Origin of the sequence: Sphaerisporangium sp. TRM90804, assembly GCF_029846175.1 — a bacterium.
Classification (GTDB): Bacteria; Actinomycetota; Actinomycetes; order Streptosporangiales; family Streptosporangiaceae; genus Sphaerisporangium.
In genome coordinates this window covers 1-19,771 of record NZ_JARWAC010000037.1, presented here as the reverse complement: position 1 = coordinate 19,771, position 19,771 = coordinate 1, and the positions used below count along the sequence as shown (strand labels likewise).

Annotated in this window: 16 protein-coding genes; 8 read left to right on the top strand and 8 right to left on the bottom strand. The window is 72.2% G+C overall.

What is annotated here, in order from left to right; translation table 11 throughout:
* Nucleotides 1-715: 715 nt before the first annotated feature.
* Nucleotides 716-2,890 (bottom strand): AAA family ATPase, encoded by a 2,175-nt coding sequence (locus PYR91_RS34330; protein ID WP_279786821.1) that lies wholly within the window; start codon nt 2,888-2,890, stop codon nt 716-718.
* A 530-nt stretch (nt 2,891-3,420) separates the two neighbouring features.
* On the opposite strand from PYR91_RS34330, the gene PYR91_RS34325 reads away from it, so the two are divergent.
* From PYR91_RS34325 to PYR91_RS34300, 6 genes are all read left to right on the top strand, one after another.
* A complete protein-coding gene (locus PYR91_RS34325) occupies nt 3,421-4,677 on the top strand; it encodes an ROK family transcriptional regulator (RefSeq protein ID WP_279786819.1) in 1,257 nt (418 codons plus the stop codon).
* A gap of 109 nt (nt 4,678-4,786) precedes the next feature.
* On the top strand, nt 4,787-6,115 hold the full coding sequence (locus tag PYR91_RS34320; protein ID WP_279786817.1) for an ABC transporter substrate-binding protein: 1,329 nt from the start codon (nt 4,787-4,789) through the stop codon (nt 6,113-6,115).
* Nucleotides 6,116-6,119: 4 nt separating this feature from the next.
* On the top strand, nt 6,120-7,085 hold the full coding sequence (locus PYR91_RS34315; RefSeq protein ID WP_279786815.1) for a sugar ABC transporter permease: 966 nt from the start codon (nt 6,120-6,122) through the stop codon (nt 7,083-7,085).
* Complete coding sequence (locus PYR91_RS34310; RefSeq protein WP_279786814.1) at nt 7,082-7,957, top strand: carbohydrate ABC transporter permease; 876 nt, start codon at nt 7,082-7,084, stop codon at nt 7,955-7,957. The genes PYR91_RS34315 and PYR91_RS34310 overlap by 4 nt, the downstream gene beginning before the upstream one ends.
* Nucleotides 7,957-9,231, top strand: coding sequence for a 6-phospho-beta-glucosidase (locus PYR91_RS34305; protein WP_279786812.1), 1,275 nt, complete (start codon nt 7,957-7,959; stop codon nt 9,229-9,231). The genes PYR91_RS34310 and PYR91_RS34305 overlap by 1 nt, the downstream gene beginning before the upstream one ends.
* The gene (locus PYR91_RS34300; protein WP_279786810.1) at nt 9,228-10,208 is read left to right on the top strand and encodes a BadF/BadG/BcrA/BcrD ATPase family protein; all 981 of its coding nucleotides are present in this window, start codon (nt 9,228-9,230) and stop codon (nt 10,206-10,208) included. Before PYR91_RS34305 ends, PYR91_RS34300 begins: the two co-directional genes overlap by 4 nt.
* 13 nt (nt 10,209-10,221) lie before the next feature.
* Here PYR91_RS34300 and PYR91_RS34295 read toward each other — a convergent pair whose 3' ends face one another.
* The 7 genes from PYR91_RS34295 to PYR91_RS34265 all read right to left on the bottom strand — a co-directional run bounded on the left by PYR91_RS34295 (nt 10,222) and on the right by PYR91_RS34265 (nt 17,433).
* Nucleotides 10,222-10,677, bottom strand: a complete 456-nt coding sequence (locus tag PYR91_RS34295) for an Lrp/AsnC family transcriptional regulator (RefSeq protein ID WP_279786808.1) — start codon at nt 10,675-10,677, stop codon at nt 10,222-10,224.
* A 102-nt stretch (nt 10,678-10,779) separates the two neighbouring features.
* Nucleotides 10,780-11,346: a YceI family protein gene (locus PYR91_RS34290; RefSeq protein WP_279786806.1), complete on the bottom strand. Its 567-nt coding sequence runs from the start codon at nt 11,344-11,346 to the stop codon at nt 10,780-10,782.
* Nucleotides 11,347-11,459: 113 nt separating this feature from the next.
* Nucleotides 11,460-12,416, bottom strand: coding sequence for a TIGR03885 family FMN-dependent LLM class oxidoreductase (locus PYR91_RS34285; RefSeq protein WP_279786804.1), 957 nt, complete (start codon nt 12,414-12,416; stop codon nt 11,460-11,462).
* A 116-nt stretch (nt 12,417-12,532) separates the two neighbouring features.
* Nucleotides 12,533-12,763 carry a hypothetical protein gene (locus tag PYR91_RS34280; protein ID WP_279786802.1) on the bottom strand — a complete coding sequence of 77 codons (231 nt, stop codon included), beginning with the start codon at nt 12,761-12,763 and terminating at the stop codon, nt 12,533-12,535.
* 257 nt (nt 12,764-13,020) lie between these two features.
* A complete protein-coding gene (locus PYR91_RS34275; RefSeq protein WP_279786800.1) occupies nt 13,021-14,517 on the bottom strand; it encodes a family 43 glycosylhydrolase in 1,497 nt (498 codons plus the stop codon).
* Nucleotides 14,518-14,576: 59 nt separating this feature from the next.
* Nucleotides 14,577-16,007 (bottom strand): RICIN domain-containing protein, encoded by a 1,431-nt coding sequence (locus PYR91_RS34270; RefSeq protein ID WP_279786799.1) that lies wholly within the window; start codon nt 16,005-16,007, stop codon nt 14,577-14,579.
* A 784-nt stretch (nt 16,008-16,791) separates the two neighbouring features.
* Complete coding sequence (locus PYR91_RS34265) at nt 16,792-17,433, bottom strand: DNA alkylation repair protein (protein ID WP_279786976.1); 642 nt, start codon at nt 17,431-17,433, stop codon at nt 16,792-16,794.
* A 368-nt stretch (nt 17,434-17,801) separates the two neighbouring features.
* Between PYR91_RS34265 and PYR91_RS34260 the strand changes: the two genes are divergently transcribed.
* Both PYR91_RS34260 and PYR91_RS34255 read left to right on the top strand, forming a co-directional pair.
* The gene (locus PYR91_RS34260; RefSeq protein ID WP_279786797.1) at nt 17,802-18,329 is read left to right on the top strand and encodes a hypothetical protein; all 528 of its coding nucleotides are present in this window, start codon (nt 17,802-17,804) and stop codon (nt 18,327-18,329) included.
* Between the two features lie 729 nt (nt 18,330-19,058).
* A partial coding sequence (locus tag PYR91_RS34255) for an endo-1,4-beta-xylanase (RefSeq protein WP_279786795.1) occupies nt 19,059-19,771 on the top strand: 713 nt, incomplete at its 3' end.

Sequence of the window (19,771 nt, the reverse complement as noted above, 5' to 3'; positions counted from 1 at the left end):
GGACGGTGGCCCTCCCGGCGCGGCGGGGCGGTGGTCCTCCCGGTGGCGCCGCGGTTGTCTTCTCGGCGCGGGGGGACGGTGGCCCTCCCGGCGCGGCGGAGGACGGTGGTCCTCCCGGCAGCGCCACGGTGGTCCTCCCGGCGGGGGGACGGTGGTCTTCTCGGCGGGGACGGCGCCCGCCCGCCGGGGGGCGGGCGGGAAGAGGACTCGGGGCACCCTTCGGAGGCACGGGCGGGGGCCCTCCCGGCGGCCCCACGGTGGTCTTCTCGGCGCGGGGGGACGTTGGTCTTCTCGACGGGGGACGGCGCCCGCCCGCCGGGGGGCGGGCGGGAAGAGGGCCCGGGGCACCCTTCGGACCGGATCCGTCCCGTCGGCGGCGGGCGCGGAATTCCGTTGTCTACTGGGTGTCCGGGCCCCTCCCGGGTCCAACCCCCCATCCGGCTGGGGTGCCCCGTCTCGACGGGTCGCCGGCCTGCGACTGGCTTGGCTGACGGAGTCGCGCTCCGTCGTGACGCAGAACTGGGCGATGTCTGAAGACGGCCAACCGGCAGTCCCGTGCTGGACTGTCCAGCAAATTACCGACCTCCGGGCAGATGTCAACCGTGTCCCGATCAGCGGAAACACCAAGTTTTCGCAGCTAGGACAGGTGACGTGAGTGCCCGCAATGCGGTCAAGCAGCCCCGAAGCGGCACTCGGCGACGGCCTGGGCGGCCGTTCAGCCCGCCGGCACCCGCTCGCAACGCGACAGGACGGCGGGCAGTTCGCCGGTGTGGACGATACCAAGCCTGCGGGTCGCGCGGGTCAGCGCCACGTAAAGGTCTCCGGCTCCGCGTGGCGACTCGGCGAGGATCTCTCCCGGTTCGGCCACGATCACCGCGTCGAACTCCAGGCCCTTGGCCTCGGCGACGGTGAGCACGGCCACCGGGGCCTCCAGCGCGCCGGCGCCGGGCCCGGCCACCGCGCCGGGCACCGTGGAGGTGACCGCCGCGCCGAGCTCCTCGGCGCGGGAGGCGGGCACGATCACGACGAGCCGCCCGTCGGGCACGATCTCCCCGGTGACGACGCCGCCGATCTCGCGCGGCCCGGAGATCTGGCGCGCCCACGGCCGCACGCCGGTCTCGCGCACCGACTCCGGCGCCTTGAGCGAGGGGCCGACCAGGGCCAGGACGTCGGCGGCGACCGTCATCAGCTCCACGGGGGTCCGGTAGTTGACGGTCAGCGACTCCTCGCGCCACCGGCCCCGCGCGTAGGGGTCGAGCACCTCGGCCCAGGAGGCGGCTCCGGCGGCCGACCCGGTCTGGGCGATGTCGCCGACGACGGTCATCGAACGGTTGGGGCTGCGCCGCATCAGCATCCGCCAGGCCATCGCCGAGAGCTCCTGGGCCTCGTCGACGATGATGTGGCCGTAGGCCCAGGTGCGGTCGGCGGCGGCGCGCTCGGCGGTGGTCAGGTCGAGGCCGTCGTCGCGGTGGCGGGCGGCGAACCGCTCGGCGTCCACGATCTCCGACATGCCGGTGAGCTCCAGCACCTCGCGGGCGTAGGCGAGCTCGGAGCTGCGCTCGTCCTCCTCGGCGCGGCGGGCGGCGGCGAGGTCCTCCTCGGCCTGCAGCGCGGCGGCGCGCACCACGGCCGGGTCGATGTCGCCGAGCAGTTCGGCGGCCTCGTCCAGCAGCGGGACGTCGGCCTCGGTCCAGGCGGGCGCGCCGGAGCGGGGCGCCTCGCGGTACAGGGCCCGGCTCTCGGCCGCGGACAGCCCGGCGCGGCCCATGCGCTCGTGGGAGGCGAACAGGCCGGTGAGCAGCCGCTGCGGGGTGAGGTAGGGCCACAGCCGGTTGAGCGCGCTCTTGACGGCGGGCTCGGTGCGAAGGTCCTCGCGCAGGTCGGCCATGTCGTCCTCGTCGAGCATGCCGCGGCCGAGCTGCTTGGCGGCCTGCTTGGACAGGACGTTCAGGATGTGGCGGACGAACACGGCGCGGGCCTGGTTGTGCGGGCGCCTGCTGCGCAGGGCCCGGCTTCTCGCGGCCTCGGTGGTGCCCTGGTCGAGCCTGAGGGTGTAGCGGCCGAGGTTGATGTCGATGGCCTGACGGGGCATGCGCTGCCACTCCTGCAGGGCGCGCGCGAGCACGTCGCCCATGCGGACGGCCCCCTTGATCGCGGCCGCCTCGGCGGACTCGCGGGCCCGGGCCCTGACGCCGGGGTACATCTCGGCGATGGTGGACAGCAGGACGTCGGTCTCGCCGAGGGAGGGCAGCACCTGCTCGATGTAGCGCAGGAAGGTGAGGTTGGGGCCGATGATCAGCACGCCCCTGCGCGCGAGGCGTTCGCGGTGGGTGTAGAGCAGGTAGGCCGCGCGGTGCAGGGCGACGACGGTCTTGCCGGTGCCCGGGCCGCCCTGGACGACCAGGACGCCGCCGAGGTCGGCGCGGATGATGCGGTCCTGCTCGGCCTGGATGGTGGCGACGATGTCGCGCATGCGCCCGGTGCGCTTCTCGCCGAGGGAGGCCAGCAGGGCGGCCTCGCCGTTGAGCGTGGCGCGGTCGGCGTCGGTCAGGCGGTCGAAGTCGAGCAGGTCGTCGTCGACGCCGATGACGCGGCGCCCCCGGGTCTGCAGGTGGCGCCTGCGGGTGACGCCCATGGGGGTGCGGGGCGTGGCGCGGTAGAACGGCTGCGCGACCGGCGCGCGCCAGTCGATGAGCATCCGCGCCTGGTCGTCGTCGGACAGCCCCAGGCGGCCGATGTAGAGCGGCTTCTCCTCGGCCAGGTCGAGCCGCCCGAAGCACAGGCCGCTCTCGACGGCCCAGAGCTGCGCGAGCCGTTCGGCGTACATGACGGCGAAGGTGTCGCGTTCGGAGCGGTTCTGGTGGGTGCCTCCGCCGCCCTGGGCGAGCACGTCGTCGAGCTGCGCCCGCGTGCGGCCCCGCAGAAAGTCGAGCCTTTCGTAGAGCCGGGTGACGTATTCCTGCTCCCTGGCGAGCTCGATTTGACGGGTAGGCCCTGCTTCATTATTATTGGTAGTAATGTGAAACTCCGGGACCTTTTACCTTTATGAGAAATGTGACGACAAGGTCCCAGAATAGCAGACAACTAGCGCGTCGCCCGCGCTGTACGCCGCCTCACGAGGCGGCGTTCCGGCTTTCCGGGCACATTAGTTCACGGGTCTTCTTCCCCTCCCGCGTCGCCCAACCGTTCTCCTCCGAGGAGCACCTCGGGAAGGACCGGGCGCCGATCGCGTCCCAGAGCCCGGCACCGGCCAGGCTCGGCCTGGTCACAGCTTGGTCGCGCCTCTTGACCCGACCCCGGACGGCCCTTGTACCTTGCCCTTAAGTTAGGAAGCTTTCCTAACTCTCGCGGGAACGGCACGGTGCGGCACACGCCCCGTCCCGGCCGCGGGCCGTGCCAGCGCCGTGGACGGCGGGAGCCATGACAGCCAACACCCAGCCCGGGACGCCGAGCCTGCTACGGGCGATCAACGACAAGGCCGCCCTGCGGGTCCTGCTGGAGCGCGGCCCCCTGACGCGTCCTGAGCTGGGCGCGCTCACCGGCCTGTCCAAGCCGACGGCCTCCCAGCTGCTCATGCGGCTGCAGCAGGCCGGGCTGGTGGTGCTGGACGGCATCCGCGAGGGGCTGCCCGGCCGCACCGCGGAGCTGTACCGGATCAACCCCTCGGCCGCCCACATCGTGGCGCTGGACGTCACCCCGGCGCGCATCGCGGCCACGGCCGCCGACATCACCGGCGCCACGCTCGGCGAGTTCCGGCTCCCCACCCCCGGCCGCGCGGCCGGCGACGTGGTGGAGCGGGTCCGCGCCGCGGTCGGCGGCGCGTGCCTGCAGGCGGGCGTCGACCCCGCGGCGCTGCACCGGGTGGTCATCGGCATCCAGGGCGCGGTCAACCCGGCCACCGCCCGCCTGGGCTACGCCGCGCACATCCCCGGCTGGCACGTCCCCGACCTGGTCGCGACGCTGCGGGACGGCCTGGGGGGCGTGCCGGTGGACGTGGAGAACGACGTGAACCTGGTCGCCCTGGCCGAGCAGGCCCACGGCATCGCCCGGGGACACGCCGACTTCGTGCTGCTGTGGGCCGAGGACGGCATCGGGGCCGCGCTCGTGCTCGGCGGGCGCCTGCACCGGGGAGCGACCGGCGGCGCCGGCGAGGTCGGGTACATGCCCACCGTCGGCGCCCCCACCACCAGGGAGACCGGCAAGCGGGGCGACCACGGCTTCCAGGCCCTGGCCGGCGGCCCCGCCGTGCTGAAGGTGCTGCGCGCCCACGGCCTGCGCGGCGGCGGCCCCGCCGAAGCCGTGCGGGAGGCCGTGCGCGAGGCCGGGCTCGGCGGGGTCAGGGCCGAGCGCGCGTCCGAGGCGCTGCGCGAGGTCGCCGCCCGGGTGGCCATGGGCGTCGCCCCGATCACCGCCGTCGTGGACCCCGAGATCGTGGTGCTGACCGGCGGCACGCTGCTGGCCGGCGGCGACCTGCTGGCCCGGCTGGTGGAGAAGGAGCTGCACGCCCTGACCATCCCCCGGCCGCCCGTGCGCGTCTCCACCGTCGGCGGCAACCCGGTGCTGACCGGCGCCCTGGGCCTGGCCCTCGCCACCGCCCGCGACGAGGTCTTCAGCTCCACCGTCTCGCCGGCGACGCCCGCGCACCGCCCGGCCTCCGCCGCGCCTCCGCCCTCCTGACCACGGTGAGCGCCCCGCGGCGGCTCACCGCGCCATTCCGTGCCCCTTTTATCCCCATTTATCCCTTTACTGCTCCTCGCCTTCCCCGCCCGCCCGAAGGAGGAACCCCGTGAGATCACGTCTGCTGCCCGTGGCCGTCGCCGCCCTCGCCCTGCTCGCCGCCGCCTGCACCGCAGGGACCGAGAACCGGCCCGCCGCCCCCCAGGCGGGAAGCACACCCGACCGGACACCGGTCACCATCACCATGTGGCACGGTTTCAGCGCCGACAGCGAGATCAAGGCGTTCGACGACGCCCTGGCCGGCTTCCGGGCCGCGCACCCCTGGATCACCGTCAAGACCACCAAGGCGATCCAGGACGACCAGATCATCCAGTCGGTCCGCGGCGGCAACCCGCCGGACGTGGCGCTGTCGTTCACCACCGACAACGTCGCGACCTTCTGCAAGACCGGGCTCTTCCAGGACCTCAAGCCCTACCTGGCGGCCTCCGGCGTCGACGAGGCGATCTTCCCCAAGGTGGTGGCGGAGTACACGCAGTACGAGGGCAAGCGGTGCGTCATGCCCATGCTCGCCGACGCCTACGGGCTGTACTACAACAAGAAGCTGATGGACGGCGCCCAGCCGCCCAAGACGCTCTCCGAGCTCGCCGAGCTGGCCAAGAAGCTCACCGTGCGCGACGAGGACGGGAACATCGAGGTCGCGGGCTTCGTCCCGTCGACCCAGATGTACGAGAACGCCCCCATCCACACCGGCGTCATGGTCGGCGCCAAGTGGATCAACCCCGACGGGACCTCCGCCATCGGCGCCGACCCGGCGTGGAAGCAGCTCATGAACTGGCAGAAGGACCTCGTCGGCTGGTTCGGCCACGAGAAGCTGGAGAAGTTCCGCAAGAGCCTGGGCGACGAGTGGTCGGCCGACAACCCCTTCATGAAGGGCAAGGTCGCCATGGCCGTCGACGGCGAATGGCGCAACGCGATGATCGCCCACGACGCGCCCGGCCTCGACTACGGCACCGCGCCGCTCCCGGTCGCCGACGACAAGCCCCAGCTCTACGGGGCCGGGTTCATCGCCGGCACGGTCATCGGCATACCGCGCGGCGCCGAGCACCCCGACGCGGCCTGGCAGCTCGTGAAGTACCTCACCACCGACACCGACGCCCTGGTGACGCTCTCCAACGCCCTGCGCAACGTGCCCAGCACGCTGCCGGCGCTGAAGTCGCCGAAGCTGAAGAAGGACCCCAACTTCCAGACCTTCCTCGACATCTTCGCCAACCCCGCCAGCAGCACCCTGCCCGCGCACCTGAACTCGGTGTTCAACCAGCAGACGCTGTCGGACGCGCAGATCAAGTGGGAGTCCGGACGCGCCGCCGACCTGGACGAGCTGCTCGCCGAGGTCGACACGACCATCAACGAGAAGCTCAAGCTGACCGCGGGCGGCTGATCACATGGCGACCACGGCGCTCGGGCGCCGCGGCGGCGCGGCGCCGGCCCGCCTGCGGGGCCGGAACCGCGGCGGCCTCACGGCGCTGCTCTTCCTGTCCCCCTGGCTGATCGGGTTCTCGGTCTTCTTCGCCTACCCGCTGCTCGCGACGGTCTACTTCTCCTTCCACCGCTACGACCTGTTCACCCTGGAATGGGTGGGCCTGCTGAACTACCGCTACCTCCTGCGGGACGAGGCCGCGTGGACGGCGATCAGGAACACGCTGTGGCTGGTCGTGGTCATGGTGCCGCTGCGGGTGGCGTTCGGCCTGGGCGTGGCCCAGCTCGTCACCCGCCTGAAGGCCGGCACCGGGTTCTTCCGCACGATCTTCTACCTGCCGTCGCTGGTGCCGCTGGTCGCCGGGACGCTGGGGTTCGTGTTCCTGCTCAACCCCGGGACCGGGCCGGTGCCGGCCATCCTGTCGGGCCTTGGCCTGCCCTCCCCCGACTGGTTCGGCGACCCGTCGTGGGCCAAGCCCGGGCTCACCCTGCTCGCGCTGTGGTCGGTCGGCGACCTGATGGTCATCTTCCTGGCCGCGCTGCTCGACGTGCCCAAACAGCTGTACGAGGCCGCGGCCCTGGACGGCGCCGGCCCCTGGCAGCAGTTCTTCCTCGTCACGCTGCCGGTCATCCGGCCGGTGGTCATGTTCGCGGCGGTGACCGGCGTCATCCAGACACTCCAGTACTTCACCCAGGCGATGGTCGCCTCTCGGGTGGCCTCGGGAGCCACCGACTCCGCCGGCACGGTGTTCGTCCCGGGCTACCCCGACGGGTCGACGCTCACCTTCCCCGAATGGCTCTTCCACCAGGGGTTCCGCGACTTCGCCATGGGATACGCCTGCGTGCTGGCGCTCATCCTGTTCGCGGTGTCGATGGTGTTCACCCTGATACTCCTGCGGCAGTTCCGCGGCCTCACCGAGGAGGAGGCATGACCCTGACCCTCACCCGGCCCGGAGCACGCACGGCGAGTGCCCGCGCACGCCGCCGCCGCACCGCGCTGACGTGGATCGCCACCCACGCCCTCGCCGTCGCCGCCGCCCTCATGTTCCTCGGGCCGCTGGCGTTCATCGCGCTGACCGCCGTGATGACCGACCAGCAGGCGCTCACCTCCGAGCTGTGGCCCCGGCGGTGGGAGTGGGGCAACTTCGCCGACATCTTCCAGCGGGCGCCGCTGCTCACCTGGATCGTCAACTCGCTGATGTACGCCGGGCTGGCCACGGTGTTCATGCTGCTGTCGTCCGTGCCGGTGGCCTACGCGCTGGCGCGCCTGCGCTTTCGCGGCCGCGGGCCGGCGTTCCTGCTCGTGGTCACCACCATGATGCTGCCGCCGCAGGTCGTGGCCGTGCCGGTCTACCTCGTCTGGGCCCGGTTCGACCTGACCGGCACCCTGTGGCCGCTGATCCTGCCCATGCTGCTCGGCGACGCGTTCTCGATCTTCCTGCTGCGGCAGTTCCTGGTCACCATCCCCCGGGAGTACTCCGACGCCGCGCGCGTGGACGGCTGCGGCGAGCTGCGCACACTGCTGCGGGTGATCCTGCCGATGGCCAGGCCCGCCATCGCCGCCGTCGCGCTGTTCCAGTTCTTCTACTGCTGGAACGACTACTACGGGCCTCTGCTGTACGCGGGAACCGACCCCTCCCACTGGACGCTGTCGCTGGGCCTGGCATCCTTCAAAACCGTGCACCGGGTCCAGTGGAACCTCACCATGGCCGCCACCCTGCTGGCCATGGCACCGGTGATCGTCGTGTTCTTCTTCGCCCAGAAGGCGTTCATCGAGGGCGTCAAGCTGACGGGAGTCAAGTGATGAAGCTGGCCGTTGTGGGGGGCGGCTCCACCTACACGCCGGAGCTGGTCGACGGTTTCGCCCGATTGCGCGAGGAGCTGCCGCTGTCGGAGCTCACGCTGATCGATCCCGACGAGCGGCGCCTGTCGCTGGTGTCGGCGATGGCCTCGCGCATGTTCGCCCGCGCCGGGCATCCCGCGGCGGTGAGCACGGCCACCACCATCGAGGAGGGGGCGGCCGGCGCGCAGGCCGTGCTGCTGCAGCTGCGGGTGGGCGGGCAGGCCGCACGCAACGTCGACGAGACCCTGCCGCTGGCCTGCGGCTGCGTCGGCCAGGAGACGACCGGGGCGGGCGGGCTGGCAAAGGCGCTGCGCACCGTGCCGGTCGTCCTGGACATCGCCGAGCGCGCGGCGAAGGTCGCGCCGGACGCCTGGATCGTCGACTTCACCAACCCGGTCGGCATCGTCACCCGGGCGCTGCTGCGGGCGGGGCACCGCGCGATCGGCCTGTGCAACGTGGCCATCGGCTTCCAGCGGCGCTTCGCCCGCCACCTGGGCGTGGACCCGGGCCGGATCTCGCTCGGCCACGTCGGGCTCAACCACCTCACCTGGGAGCGGGCCGTGTACCTCGACGGCGAAGACGTGCTGCCCCGGCTGCTGGCCGAGCACGGCGAGAAGATCGCCGCCGACATCGGCCTGCCGGCGGCCCTGGTGCGCCGCCTGGGCGTCGTGCCCTCGTACTACCTGCGCTACTTCTACGAGCACGACGCCGTGGTGGCCGAGCAGCGCACCAAGCCCTCCCGGGCCGCCGAGGTCGCCGCCATGGAGGAGTCGCTGCTCACCCTGTACGCCGACCCGTCGGTCGACACCAAGCCGAAGCTGCTGGAAAGGCGGGGCGGCGCGTACTACTCGGAGGCGGCGGTCGCGCTGATCGCGTCCCTGGCGGGCGACCGGGGCGACACCCAGGTCGTCAACGTGCGCAACGACGGCACCCTGCCGTTCCTGGCCGACGACGCGGTGATCGAGGTGCCGGCGCGGATCGGCGCCTCCGGCGCCGCGCCGCTGCCGGTCGACCCGGTGCACCCCCTGTACGCCGGGCTCATCGCGCACGTCTCCGCCTACGAGGACCTGGCCCTACAGGCGGCGCTGCACGGCGGCGCCGACCGGGTCGCCGACGCGCTGCTGGCCCACCCGCTGATCGGCCAGGCGTCGGTCTCCAGGGAGCTGGCCGAGCGGCTGGTGGCCGCCAACCGCCGGTACCTCCCCTGGGCCGGCGACGGGGCGGTGGAGGCGTGAGAACGGTCCTCGCCGTCGACGGGGGGAACAGCAAGACCGACGTCGCCCTGGTCGCCGAGGACGGCACCGTCCTGGCCCGCGGCCGGGGCGGGCCGTTCCTGCCGCAGAGCCTGGGGGTGGGCGCGGCCGTCGACGTCATCGGCGAGACCGCGCGGCGCGCGCTCGGCCCCGCGGCCGGGCCGCCGTTCGCCGACCGCGTCGCGGCGTACGTGGCCGGCGCCGACCTGCCGATCGAGGAGGACCGGCTCCGCGAGGAGATCATGGCCCGCCGGTACGGCCGGGAGGCCGTGGTGGGCAACGACACCTTCGCGCTGCTGCGCGCCGGGGCCTCGCGGCCGTGGGGCGTCGCCGTCGTGTGCGGGGCGGGGATCAACGCGGTCGGGGTGTCCCCCACCGGCGAGGTCGCCCGGTTCCCCGCGCTGGGCAGACTCAGCGGCGACTGGGGCGGCGGCGGCGGGCTCGGCGAGGAGGTGCTCTGGCACGCGGTGCGCGCCGAGGACGGCCGGGGCCCGGCCACCGCCCTGCTGGACGTCGTGCGCCGGTGCTTCGGCACCCGCCTGGCCGAGGAGGTCGTCCTCGGCCTGCACTTCGGCGAGCTGCCGGGCGAACGGCTGCACGCCCTGGTCCCCGCCCTGCTCGCGACGGCGGCCGACGGGGACGCCGTCGCCCGCTCCCTGGTGGAACGCCAGGCCGAGGAGGTGGCCCTCATGGGCGTGGTCGCGCTGCGCCGCCTGCGGCTGGTGGAGAGTTCGTGCGAGGTCGTGCTCGGCGGCGGCGTGCTCACCGCCCGCCACCCGCTGCTCACCTCCCTGGTGGAGAAGCGCTACGCGGAACTGGCCCCGCACGCCGAGCTGGTGATCGCCGACGTGCCGCCCGTCGTCGGCGCCGCCCTGCTCGGGCTGGACCACCTGGGCGCCGGCCCCGCCGCCACCGCCCGCCTGCGCGCGACCTTCGCCGGGGCCGTCTCCCCCGCCTGACCGGCCCGCCGGGCTACGGGGTGCCGGTCGTGAGGTCGGGGGTGCGGTGCTCGTACGGGGTGCTCAGCACGATGGTGGTGCGGGTGGAGACGTTCGCCAGGGCACGGATCTGCTGGAGCAGGTGCTCCAGCGCGTTCGGGTTGCGCACGCGCACCTTCAGGATGTAGCTCTCGTCGCCGGCGACGCTGTGGCACGCCTCGATGGCGGTCAGGTGCTGGAGCTTCTCGGGGGCGTCGTCGGGCGCGGAGGGGTCGATCGGCTTGATGGAGACGAAGGCGGTGAGCGCGAGGCCGATGGCGTCGTGGTCGACCAGCGCGGCGTATCCCCGGATGACGCCGCGCTTCTCCAGGCGCCGCACCCTCTGGTGGACCGCGGACACCGACAGGCCGGTCTCCTTGGCCAGGTCGGTGAAGCTCATGCGCCCGTCAGCGGCCAGCAGCGTGACGATCCGGCGGTCGATCTCCTCCACTCCGCAAACGGTAGCGTCCCGCGAAGTCGTTTCACCGCCCAAGTGGTCACGGCATGGTCCCAACCGCCCGCGCGGCCGTCCCGGCACCCCGGGCGGGCGGGGTCAGGCGCCCGGCCCCAGGGGCTCGGGCAGGTCGACCTCGGCCTCCACCGCCACAGGGTCGGCCAGCTTGAGCGCGCCGAAGAAGGCGGTGTACGGCCGCACGCCGTACTGCGACTGCACGATGGTGCCGGTGGCCCGGTAGCGGCCGTCCTCCAGCCGGGTCACCCGCAGCCGCAGCGGGTGCCGCCGGCCGAGCAGGGTCAGGGTGCCGTCCACGACCCCGCCGCCGTCGTCGTCGGTGACGATCCCGGTGCCGGTGAACTCGGCCTCGGGCCGGCGGTCGGCGTCCAGCAGCCGCCGCGCGTTCTGCACGATGTCGCGCCGGTCGCGCTCGGACAGCGGCTTGACGCCGCCGGTGCCCTCCAGCACGCGCAGCGAGCCGGTGAAGGCCGTGACCGTCACCGTGCCGGCCGCGGAGTCGCCGGCGAGCACGACGTCGCCCGACCACCGCGTCACCTCAAGCGTGAGGTCGTGCCCGGCCTGAGCGGCCACCCCGGCCCGCGACGTCCGCAGCAGCAACCTCCCGCACTCGGGCCCGACCCGCCGGTGTTCCGCTTCAGTGGCCATAGTCGCACCGTAGGCCGCCGCCCCCGGCGACGCAAAGCCACCCGGCGCCGGCCGCGCCTCCCCGTGGCGGGCCGCGCCGCGATGATGCCCGCGGCGCGGCCGGATCAGCGCGCCTAGCGCAGCGCGGGCAGCACCTTGGCGCCGAAGGTGTCGATGAACGGCGACAGGTCCTGGCCGACGTGGTGCAGGTAGATGCGGTCGAAGCCCAGGGCCGCGTAGCCGCGCAGCCATTCGACGTGCCGGTCGAGGTCGGCGGAGACGTTGACGACGCCGCGCACCTGCTCCACGGTCACGTGCTCGGAGACCACGTCGAAGTGCTCCACCATCTCCAGGTCCCAGCAGATCGGCGGGCGGAAGACGTTGCTGCGCCACTGGTCGTGGGCGATGGTCTCCGCCTCCCGCTCCGTCGGCGCCCAGCTCAGGTGGACCTGCAGGCAGACCGGTCCGCGTCCCCCCGCGTCACGGTAGGCCGCGATCATCTGGCGCAGGTGGTCCTCGGGGGCGTTGACCGTGACCATGCCGTCCGCCCACTGCGCGCACCGGGCCGCCGTGGTGGTGCTCACCGCCGCGCCGATCAGGGGCGGCGGCGTCGCCGGGCGGGTCCACAGCCGGGCGCGGTCCACGGTCACCAGGCCGTCGCGGGTGACCTCCTCGCCGTCGAGCAGCCTGCGGATGACGTCGACGCACTCCAGCAGCCGGGCGTCGCGCACCTCCTTGCGCGGCCACGGCCCGCCGGTGATGTGCTCGTTGCTGTACTCACCGCTGCCCAGCGCGGCCCAGAACCGCCCCGGGAACATCGCACCGAGAGTCCCGATCGCCTGGGCGATGATCGCCGGGTGGTACCGCTGCCCCGGCGCGTTCACGACCCCGAAGGTGAGCCCGGTCGCCTGCAGGGCAGCGCCGAGCCAGGACCAGGCGAAGGCGGACTGCCCCTGCCGCTCGCTCCACGGGGAGAAGTGGTCGGAACACATGGCGGTCTCGAAGCCGGCGCGTTCGGCCGCGATCATCGCGGCGAGAAGCCCGTCGGGCGGGATCTGCTCATGGGAGGCGTGGATTCCATACTCCGTCATGCCGGCCGCATCTACCCACCAGGCCCCCGCCCAACCCAGGAGCCGGCCCAGGCGCCGGCCCAGGCGCCCGAGCCCAGGCGAGGCCGCGTGGGCCGCGGGCCGGCTCGGCGAACGGGTCAGCCGATGCGGCCGCCGCGTTGCGCGGTGAGCTTGCCCAGCAGCTCGTGGGCGCGCTCGGCTCGGCGGGTGTCCTCCTCGTGCACCTGCTCGATGAACGCCACGACGTCGTCGTGGCCCTCGGCGTCCTTGCGGTACTGCCCGTACACCTGAGCGCCCTTGAGCGCGTGGTACTGGATGCTGACCAGGTCGTAGACGATGTCGTCGGCGGGGCTGTGCGATTCGGCCATGACTACGGCTCCCGACTGTTCCCCATGCTTGGGATCCGGCCGCGCCATCCGCCTGCACGACGGCGGCCGCCGGTCGGCCATCGGACGACCGGCCACCACGGCGCGGGCACGGACTCTGTCCCCACCTAAGTTACTCCCCGGTATCCAGGCGACGTCCGGACGGGGCCACCCTTGCCGGGGATCACCGTCGTGGGCGCCCGAACGGGGATGAGGGAGACGAGAAGCCGACCTCGATCCGAGCCCGCCGGGCGCCCACCTCATTCCAGGATGAAGGTGGCGTCGGCCGCGAAGGTGCCGGTTCCGGTGGGATCCACCCGGAGCTGGTAGTCGCTGTGCCGCAGGTAGTAACCGGGCAGGTTGGCGGACTCGAACGAGACGCCGCTCGCGGAGGCCAGCCCGGCGCGCCGGGTGAAGCTGGCGTCGGCGGCGAACAGCGCGCTGCCGTCGTTGCGGTCGACCCGGGCGAGGTAGTAGCTGTGCCGCAGGTAGTAGCCGGGGTAGTTGGTCGACTCCAGCGAGACGGTGCCGCCGCCGGCCAGGCCGGGCACGATCCGGAACTGCGAGTCGGCGAGCGGGGCCACGTCCGCGTCGAGCCGGGCCTTGTAGTCGTAGTGCCGGACGAACCTGGTCGGCACGTTGTACGACTTCAGCCGGACCGGCGTCACGCCGTCGGGCACCGGGATGCCGAAGTCGGGGGTGCCGTCGCTCTTCCAGTACAGCTTCTGGAAGCGGGTGCGCCGGTTGGGGTCGTTGAGCGGGTCGCCGGAGATGTTCTGGTAGCTGCGGTCGTGGTAGACGAGGATGTCGCTCTGCCCGTCCTCCGACACCGTGAACGAGTTGTGGCCGGGCCCGTACTGGCTGGTCGCCGCGTTGCTGGCGAACACCGGCGTCTGGCTCTTGGTCCACGACGACGCGCTGAGCGGGTTGGCCGACGCCGACGCGGTGAGCATGCCCAGGCAGTAGTTGGCGTCGGTGGCGCTCGCCGAGTACGTGAGGAAGATGCGCCCGTTCCGCTGGATCACCGCCGGGCCCTCGGCCACCGCGTGCCCTCGCGTCTCCCAGGCCAGCGTCGGCACGGTCAGCCGGGTGGTCGCGCCGGTGATGGTCCACGGATCGGCGCCCATGCGCGCGATGTACAGGTTGGTGTTCGTGGCGATGCCCGGCTCGGCCTGCGCCCACAGCAGGTAGCGCACGCCGTTGGCGACGAACGTGGTGGCGTCCAGCGAGAAGGTGTCCCACGGGGTGACGATCCGGCCGCGCTCGGTCCAGGAGCCGGTGAGCGGGTTGGCCGCCGTGCTCTCCAGCACCCACATGCGGATCCGCCACACGTCGTTCGCGGGCGCCGCGGCGAAGTACACGTACCACCGGCCGTTGATGAAGTGGATCTCCGGAGCCCAGATGTGCGCGCCCATGTCGCCGCTGGTGTGCCGCTGCCAGATGGTGGTCTCCGGCGCGCTCGCCAGCCCCTGCAGGGTGGTGGCCCGGCGCAGCACGATCCGGTCGTAGGCCGGGACCGTGGCGGTGAGGTAGTAGTAGCCGTCGGTGTGCCGGAAGACGTGCGGGTCGGCGCGCTGGGCGGCGATCGGGTTGGTGTACTGCACGGCGGGGCTCGCCTGGGCGGGGACGGCGAGCACGCCGAGCAGCGCGGCGACGAGCAGGCCGAGCACGCCGAGCACGCGTGCGACGCCGCCGGGGGCGGGCCCGCGCACGGCGGCGGGCAGGCGGTCTCCTCGCGACGGCGGCTGATGACTCATCAAAGGGTCTCCTTGCGGGTTCCGGCGTCCGCCGGCTGCGCGTAGCGGTGTGCGGATGGTCAGGATGAGGTGCGGGTCCACTGCTGGTTGGCGCCGCCGCCGCAGGTGTACTGCTGGATGTCGGCTCCGTCGGCGCTCGAGGCGTTGACGACGTCGAGACACTTTCCGCTGTGGCGTGCTCTCAAGAGGAAGTGGTCGCCGGTCGCGGCCCACTGCCACTGCTGGTTGGCGCCCCCGCCGCACGTGTACTGGATGACGTTCGCGCCGTCGGCGGTCGAGCCTCCGGCGACGTCCAGGCATTTGCCGCTGTTCTGGCTCACCAGCCGGAGGTAGCCGCCGCCCGCGTCCTGGAACTGCCACTTCTGGTTGCCGCCGCCGTTCCACGGGTACTGCTTCACCTCGGCGTTGTCGGCCATGGACGCGCTGACGACGTCCATCACCTTGCCGCTGTGCCGGGCCGTGACCCGGTACGACGGCGCCGCGCCGGAGCCCGTGACCACGCCGGTGGCGGCGTCGATCGTGACCTGCGGGTGCCAGCTCAGGCTCATGCTCGTCGCGGACGGGAACGTGATCGGCAGCCACACGTACTGGGAGTCGCCCACGGGGCCGCCCCACGCGCCCGCCCACCGGTCGCCCATGTACAGGTAGCTCGTCGTCGAGGTGCCCTGCACCGGCAGGACGTAGGCCGGTTGGGAGCCGAAGGTCGTGCCGTCGCCGACGTTGGTCCATCCGCTCCACGGGCCGGAGACGCCGGTGGCCGTCGCGTACTTCGCCTGGTTCGGGTTCCAGCCGGTGGCCCCGGACGTCAGCAGGAAGTACGTCGAGCCCCGCTTGAACATCGCGGGGGCCTCGCGGTGGGCGTCGTTCCAGAAGTTGCCGACCAGCGAGGCGACGTTCAGGTAGTCGGCGGTGAGCCGGTAGATGTGCAGGTCGTAGTTCTCGTCCGCCGCCGAGATCATGTACGCCGTGCCCGCGTCGTTGAAGAGTGTGATGTCACGCGACATGTGGCCCAGCGGGCGGAAGCTGCCGTGGTAGGCGTAGTCGCCGTCGACGGTCGCCGACGAGGCGACGGCGGCACGCGCCTCGCCGTAGTCCCGCCCGTTCTCCTTGTGCATCCACATCACGTAGCGGCCGGTGGAGCTGTTGTAGATGACCTTCGGCCGTTCGATGTTGGAGAGGTTCAGCTCGGCGCTGGACGTACGCGTGAGGACGTCCCGCCGGAACTCCCAGTTCAGCAGGTCGGTCGACCGGTAGACGGAGACGGCGCGGAACGTGTTGTCGGCGTTGCGGTTCTCGCCGAACCAGTAGTAGTAGGCGCCCACCTTCAGGACCCCGCCGCCGTGCGCGTGCAACACGTTCCCGGCCGTGTCGCGGAACTGCGTCCCGTTGGTGATCGTGCCCGGAGCGGCCTGGGCGGGCGCCGCGGGCTGGGCGACGAGGGCGCCGGCGATCAGCAGGGCGGCGGCGACCCGGCACAAGAGGGTTCTCATCGTCTGTCGGCCTCCTGGTACGTGAGGTGGGAGGTGGCGCCCCGCCGGCCCGGGGAGCCGGAGCCGACGCGCGGCACGTGGTGCGCGCGCGATGTGACGGTCGGGGGTCGTACGACTTCAGCCGGGGCCGGCCCTCCACATCTGACGCTATTGTTAACGCTAACAACTATGCCGGTCGGTCAGGGGCAAGCCGGACGGAATCCTCCGCGAGCCAGGACGAGCGTCGTGGTGATGTTTCCGCCATGTTTCCAGCGAGTGTTTACGTAGCCATCAGCGATGTCAACAGGGGACACCAGAAATCCGACCGCGACTCCGCCGAGCCCCGGGAGCATTGACCTGTCGGATGTGATCGCTCACACTGATCGCGAGCACCACTCCCCCGCCACTTCGTCAGGGTCGCGAACAGCGCGTCGCGCCCCTCGCCCTTCGTCCGGGCCGGCTCCCGCCCGCGAATGTTGGCGCTCACATTCGAGGTCCGGGAAGGGCGCGCCTGGCGGCCGGCGGATGAATCGTTCAGCGCCGCCGACCGGCTTCACGCGGCGCGTGTCCCCCACGTCGCCCCGCCCGCGTGGCTCCCCCGACGCCGCCCGCTCCCGGGCGCCGAGATACCAGGTTCCTCCCGTCAGGCGCGGGAGGCGTAGCGGGCGGGTGCGGTGCCGACGCCGGGTCAGGTGCGCCTGGTCATGGAATCCCACGCTCGTGGCCACCTCGGCCGGCCGCTGAGCAGAGCCCGCCGCGCGTGCTCCACGCGCCTGCCCGCCGGGCGCGGACCGCACGACGGCGGCTAGTCGTGCCGCCGGCGCACCATCTCGGTGATCCAGACGGGCGCGAACGGAGACGTGCAGCCGGGGGAGGTCGGGTAGTCCTTGAGCACCCCCAGGCGCTCGCCGATGTCGATCGCGCGGGCGCGGTGCCCGGGGTGCTCGATCCCGATCTGGGCCAGGCAGTGGTTCATCGCCCACTGCAGGCGATCAGGGGCGTCCTTCATCTCCGCCTCGATGACGTCGAGCAGCCCCGCGAGGTCGAGGACCTCGGGCTTCTTCGTCACGCGCTCGGTGGTCAGCGCCCATCCGGCGCTCGCGACCACCGGATCGGAATCGGCGGCCCAGGCCAGGCGCAGCTCTTCGGAGTGCGGGCTCTTCTTCACCACGTAGTTCACGAGCCAGTCGTGCACCTTGGGTGCGCGCGCCTCGCGCACCATGACGTCCAACTCGTCACGCTCGAACGCCTTGGGGCGGCAGATGAGCATCGCCAGCAGTCTCGCCGCCGTGTCACCCGTCTCCCAGAGCCCGCACGCGAGCTCCTGCCGCGTCTTGAGCCGCTTCGCGAGAGCGCGCAGGTTGCCGAGGTTCACACCGTGATCGTCACCGTGTCTCTCGTTCACCGCGCGCACCTTGGGGTCCTGGAGCCCGGCCAGCTCGGCCATCACCTCGGCCACCGTCGTCCCGCTCAGCGCCGTCCCGGCCACCCTGTACCCCTTCCACCGCGTACGACGTTCACCCTACGACGCAGCGGCCTGACGTGTACCCGCCGCGGCGGCGGCCACCGGCGCGAGGTTCCGCGTCTTCACATGTCGAGCGGTCTCCGGCAGTCTCGCGAAGGCGGACGCCTACAAGGAGGCGCCGCGGCAGGTCGATCGATCCGCGTTCTGTTCAACGCGCGACGGGGTGAGGAAGCAGTGACGTCACGTACCGCCCTGGCCGCCTCGGCCGGGGCCATCCTGGCCGTCGCGCTGGGCGCGTTCGGCGTCACTCGCCTGTGGACGGAGGGCGCCGGCGCGGCAGGCCGAGGGACGTGCCTCCGGTCTCGCTGCTCGTCGGCGGGGCCGGCCTGCCGAGCTCCGTGACGAGCACCGGGTACACGGCGGTGCAGAAGGACGTCACCGTGCCGCCGTTTCCCCGCCTCTTCGGGGCGGAGGGCTTCGCCCTCAGAACCTGGGGGCCGTCGGAGAGCGGGCCGGCCTTCGCGCAGATGGTCCTCGACTACCCCTCCACCGAGACGGCGAGGCGAGAGTACGGCCTCGCCCCCCATGGCAGGACGTACAACGACCCCGACATGGGCAGGCTCACGCCCGAACCGTACGAAAGGCCGCCGCTGCGGGCGGACGCCTTCAACGTCGCCTGCCTCCGGTCACCGCTCGACCTCAGCACAGGGTGCTCCCGGTGGACGTTCCGCGCGCGCTACGGGAGGTACCTCGTCGAGGTCGGTTTCGGCGCCCAGGGCCCCGGGCGGGTCGTCGAGCTGGGCGGCGGCGCCTTCGGCGCGATGCTTTCCACGGTCGACGGGCATGTCAGCGGGGTTCTCCGGGGCGAGCGCGGGTGAGGCGCGGACGGAGAGGGGCCGCCGTCTCGACAGGCGCAGGTGCCGGCCCCGCGTAGCGGGGGCCGGTGTCGACGGCGGCCTGTTCGGCCTTCACGGCCAGGGGTCGCCGGCGAGGTGGCGGGTTCATCCCGGAATGGGAGAACTGCTTCATCGGCGCGCCTCATTCCTTTGCCGCGCCTGTCATCACGAGCCCGCTCGCTCTGATGACGGCCGGCCTGAGTCTCCTCGTCGGTGCTCTCCTCCTCTGCCGAAGTCTGCCGAATGTCGCGGTGGTAGAGCGGAGCAAACATGAGGCGACGAGGGGCCGTCAAGAGCGGAACGCCCGGCGGCGCGGGGGGCCGCCGGCGGCGAGTGGCTCACCTGGGTTCATGGGGTGCCGCCATCCGCCGGTGATGGAGATGAAATGAAAATTTCAATGAAATGTTCCATGGAAAGGAGAAGAGGCCGAAACTTTCGGAGGGTGTTCAGCGACATGGGAGCAGGTGGGCGGGGGTTACGGCAGTGGATGGGGTGAAAGTTTCCGGATCTGCTTGACATGTTTCGTAATGATTTCCACACTGAGCCCTAGGCGGTCGCCGTGTCAGGTCGGTGGTCCGGGCAGGGGCCGCCGTCCGCGACACCTCGGCGATGCGCGTTCCCCGACGACGGGGCGCGGCATCGGTCCTGCGAGGCGTCCCGGCATCTCTCCGCTTCCGTCTTTCCCGTTGCTGCACCTATGGAGGCTCAGACATGGGCACGAACGACATACCCCCGCCCGGCACCAGGCGGCCCCCCAACGTCTTCCGGCGGGCCCTGATCGCCGGCGCCGTCGGCGTGGTGGGCGTGATCTCGGTGCTGACGGTCCCGACCTCCGTCAACGCCGCGGCGAGCACGCTCGGCGCGGCGGCCGCGCAGAGCGGGCGGTACTTCGGCACCGCCATCAGCGCCGGCAAGCTCGGCGACTCGCAGTACACCACCATCGCGAACCGCGAGTTCAACATGGTGACGGCCGAGAACGAGATGAAGATCGACGCCACCGAGCCCAACCGCGGGCAGTTCAACTTCACCAACGCCGACCGGGTCTACAACTGGGCCGTCCAGAACGGCAAGCGGGTACGCGGCCACACCCTGGCCTGGCACTCCCAGCAGCCCGGGTGGATGCAGTCGCTGTCGGGCAGCTCGCTGCGCCAGGCGATGAACGACCACATCAACGGCGTCATGGCCCACTACCGCGGCAAGATCTACGCCTGGGACGTGGTCAACGAGGCCTTCGCCGACGGCAACTCCGGTGGGCGGCGCGACTCCAACCTGCAGCGCACCGGCAACGACTGGATCGAGGTCGCCTTCCGCACCGCGCGCGCCGCCGACCCGGCCGCCAAGCTCTGCTACAACGACTACAACATCGACAACTGGACCTGGGCCAAGACCCAGGGCGTGTACAACATGGTCCGCGACTTCAAGTC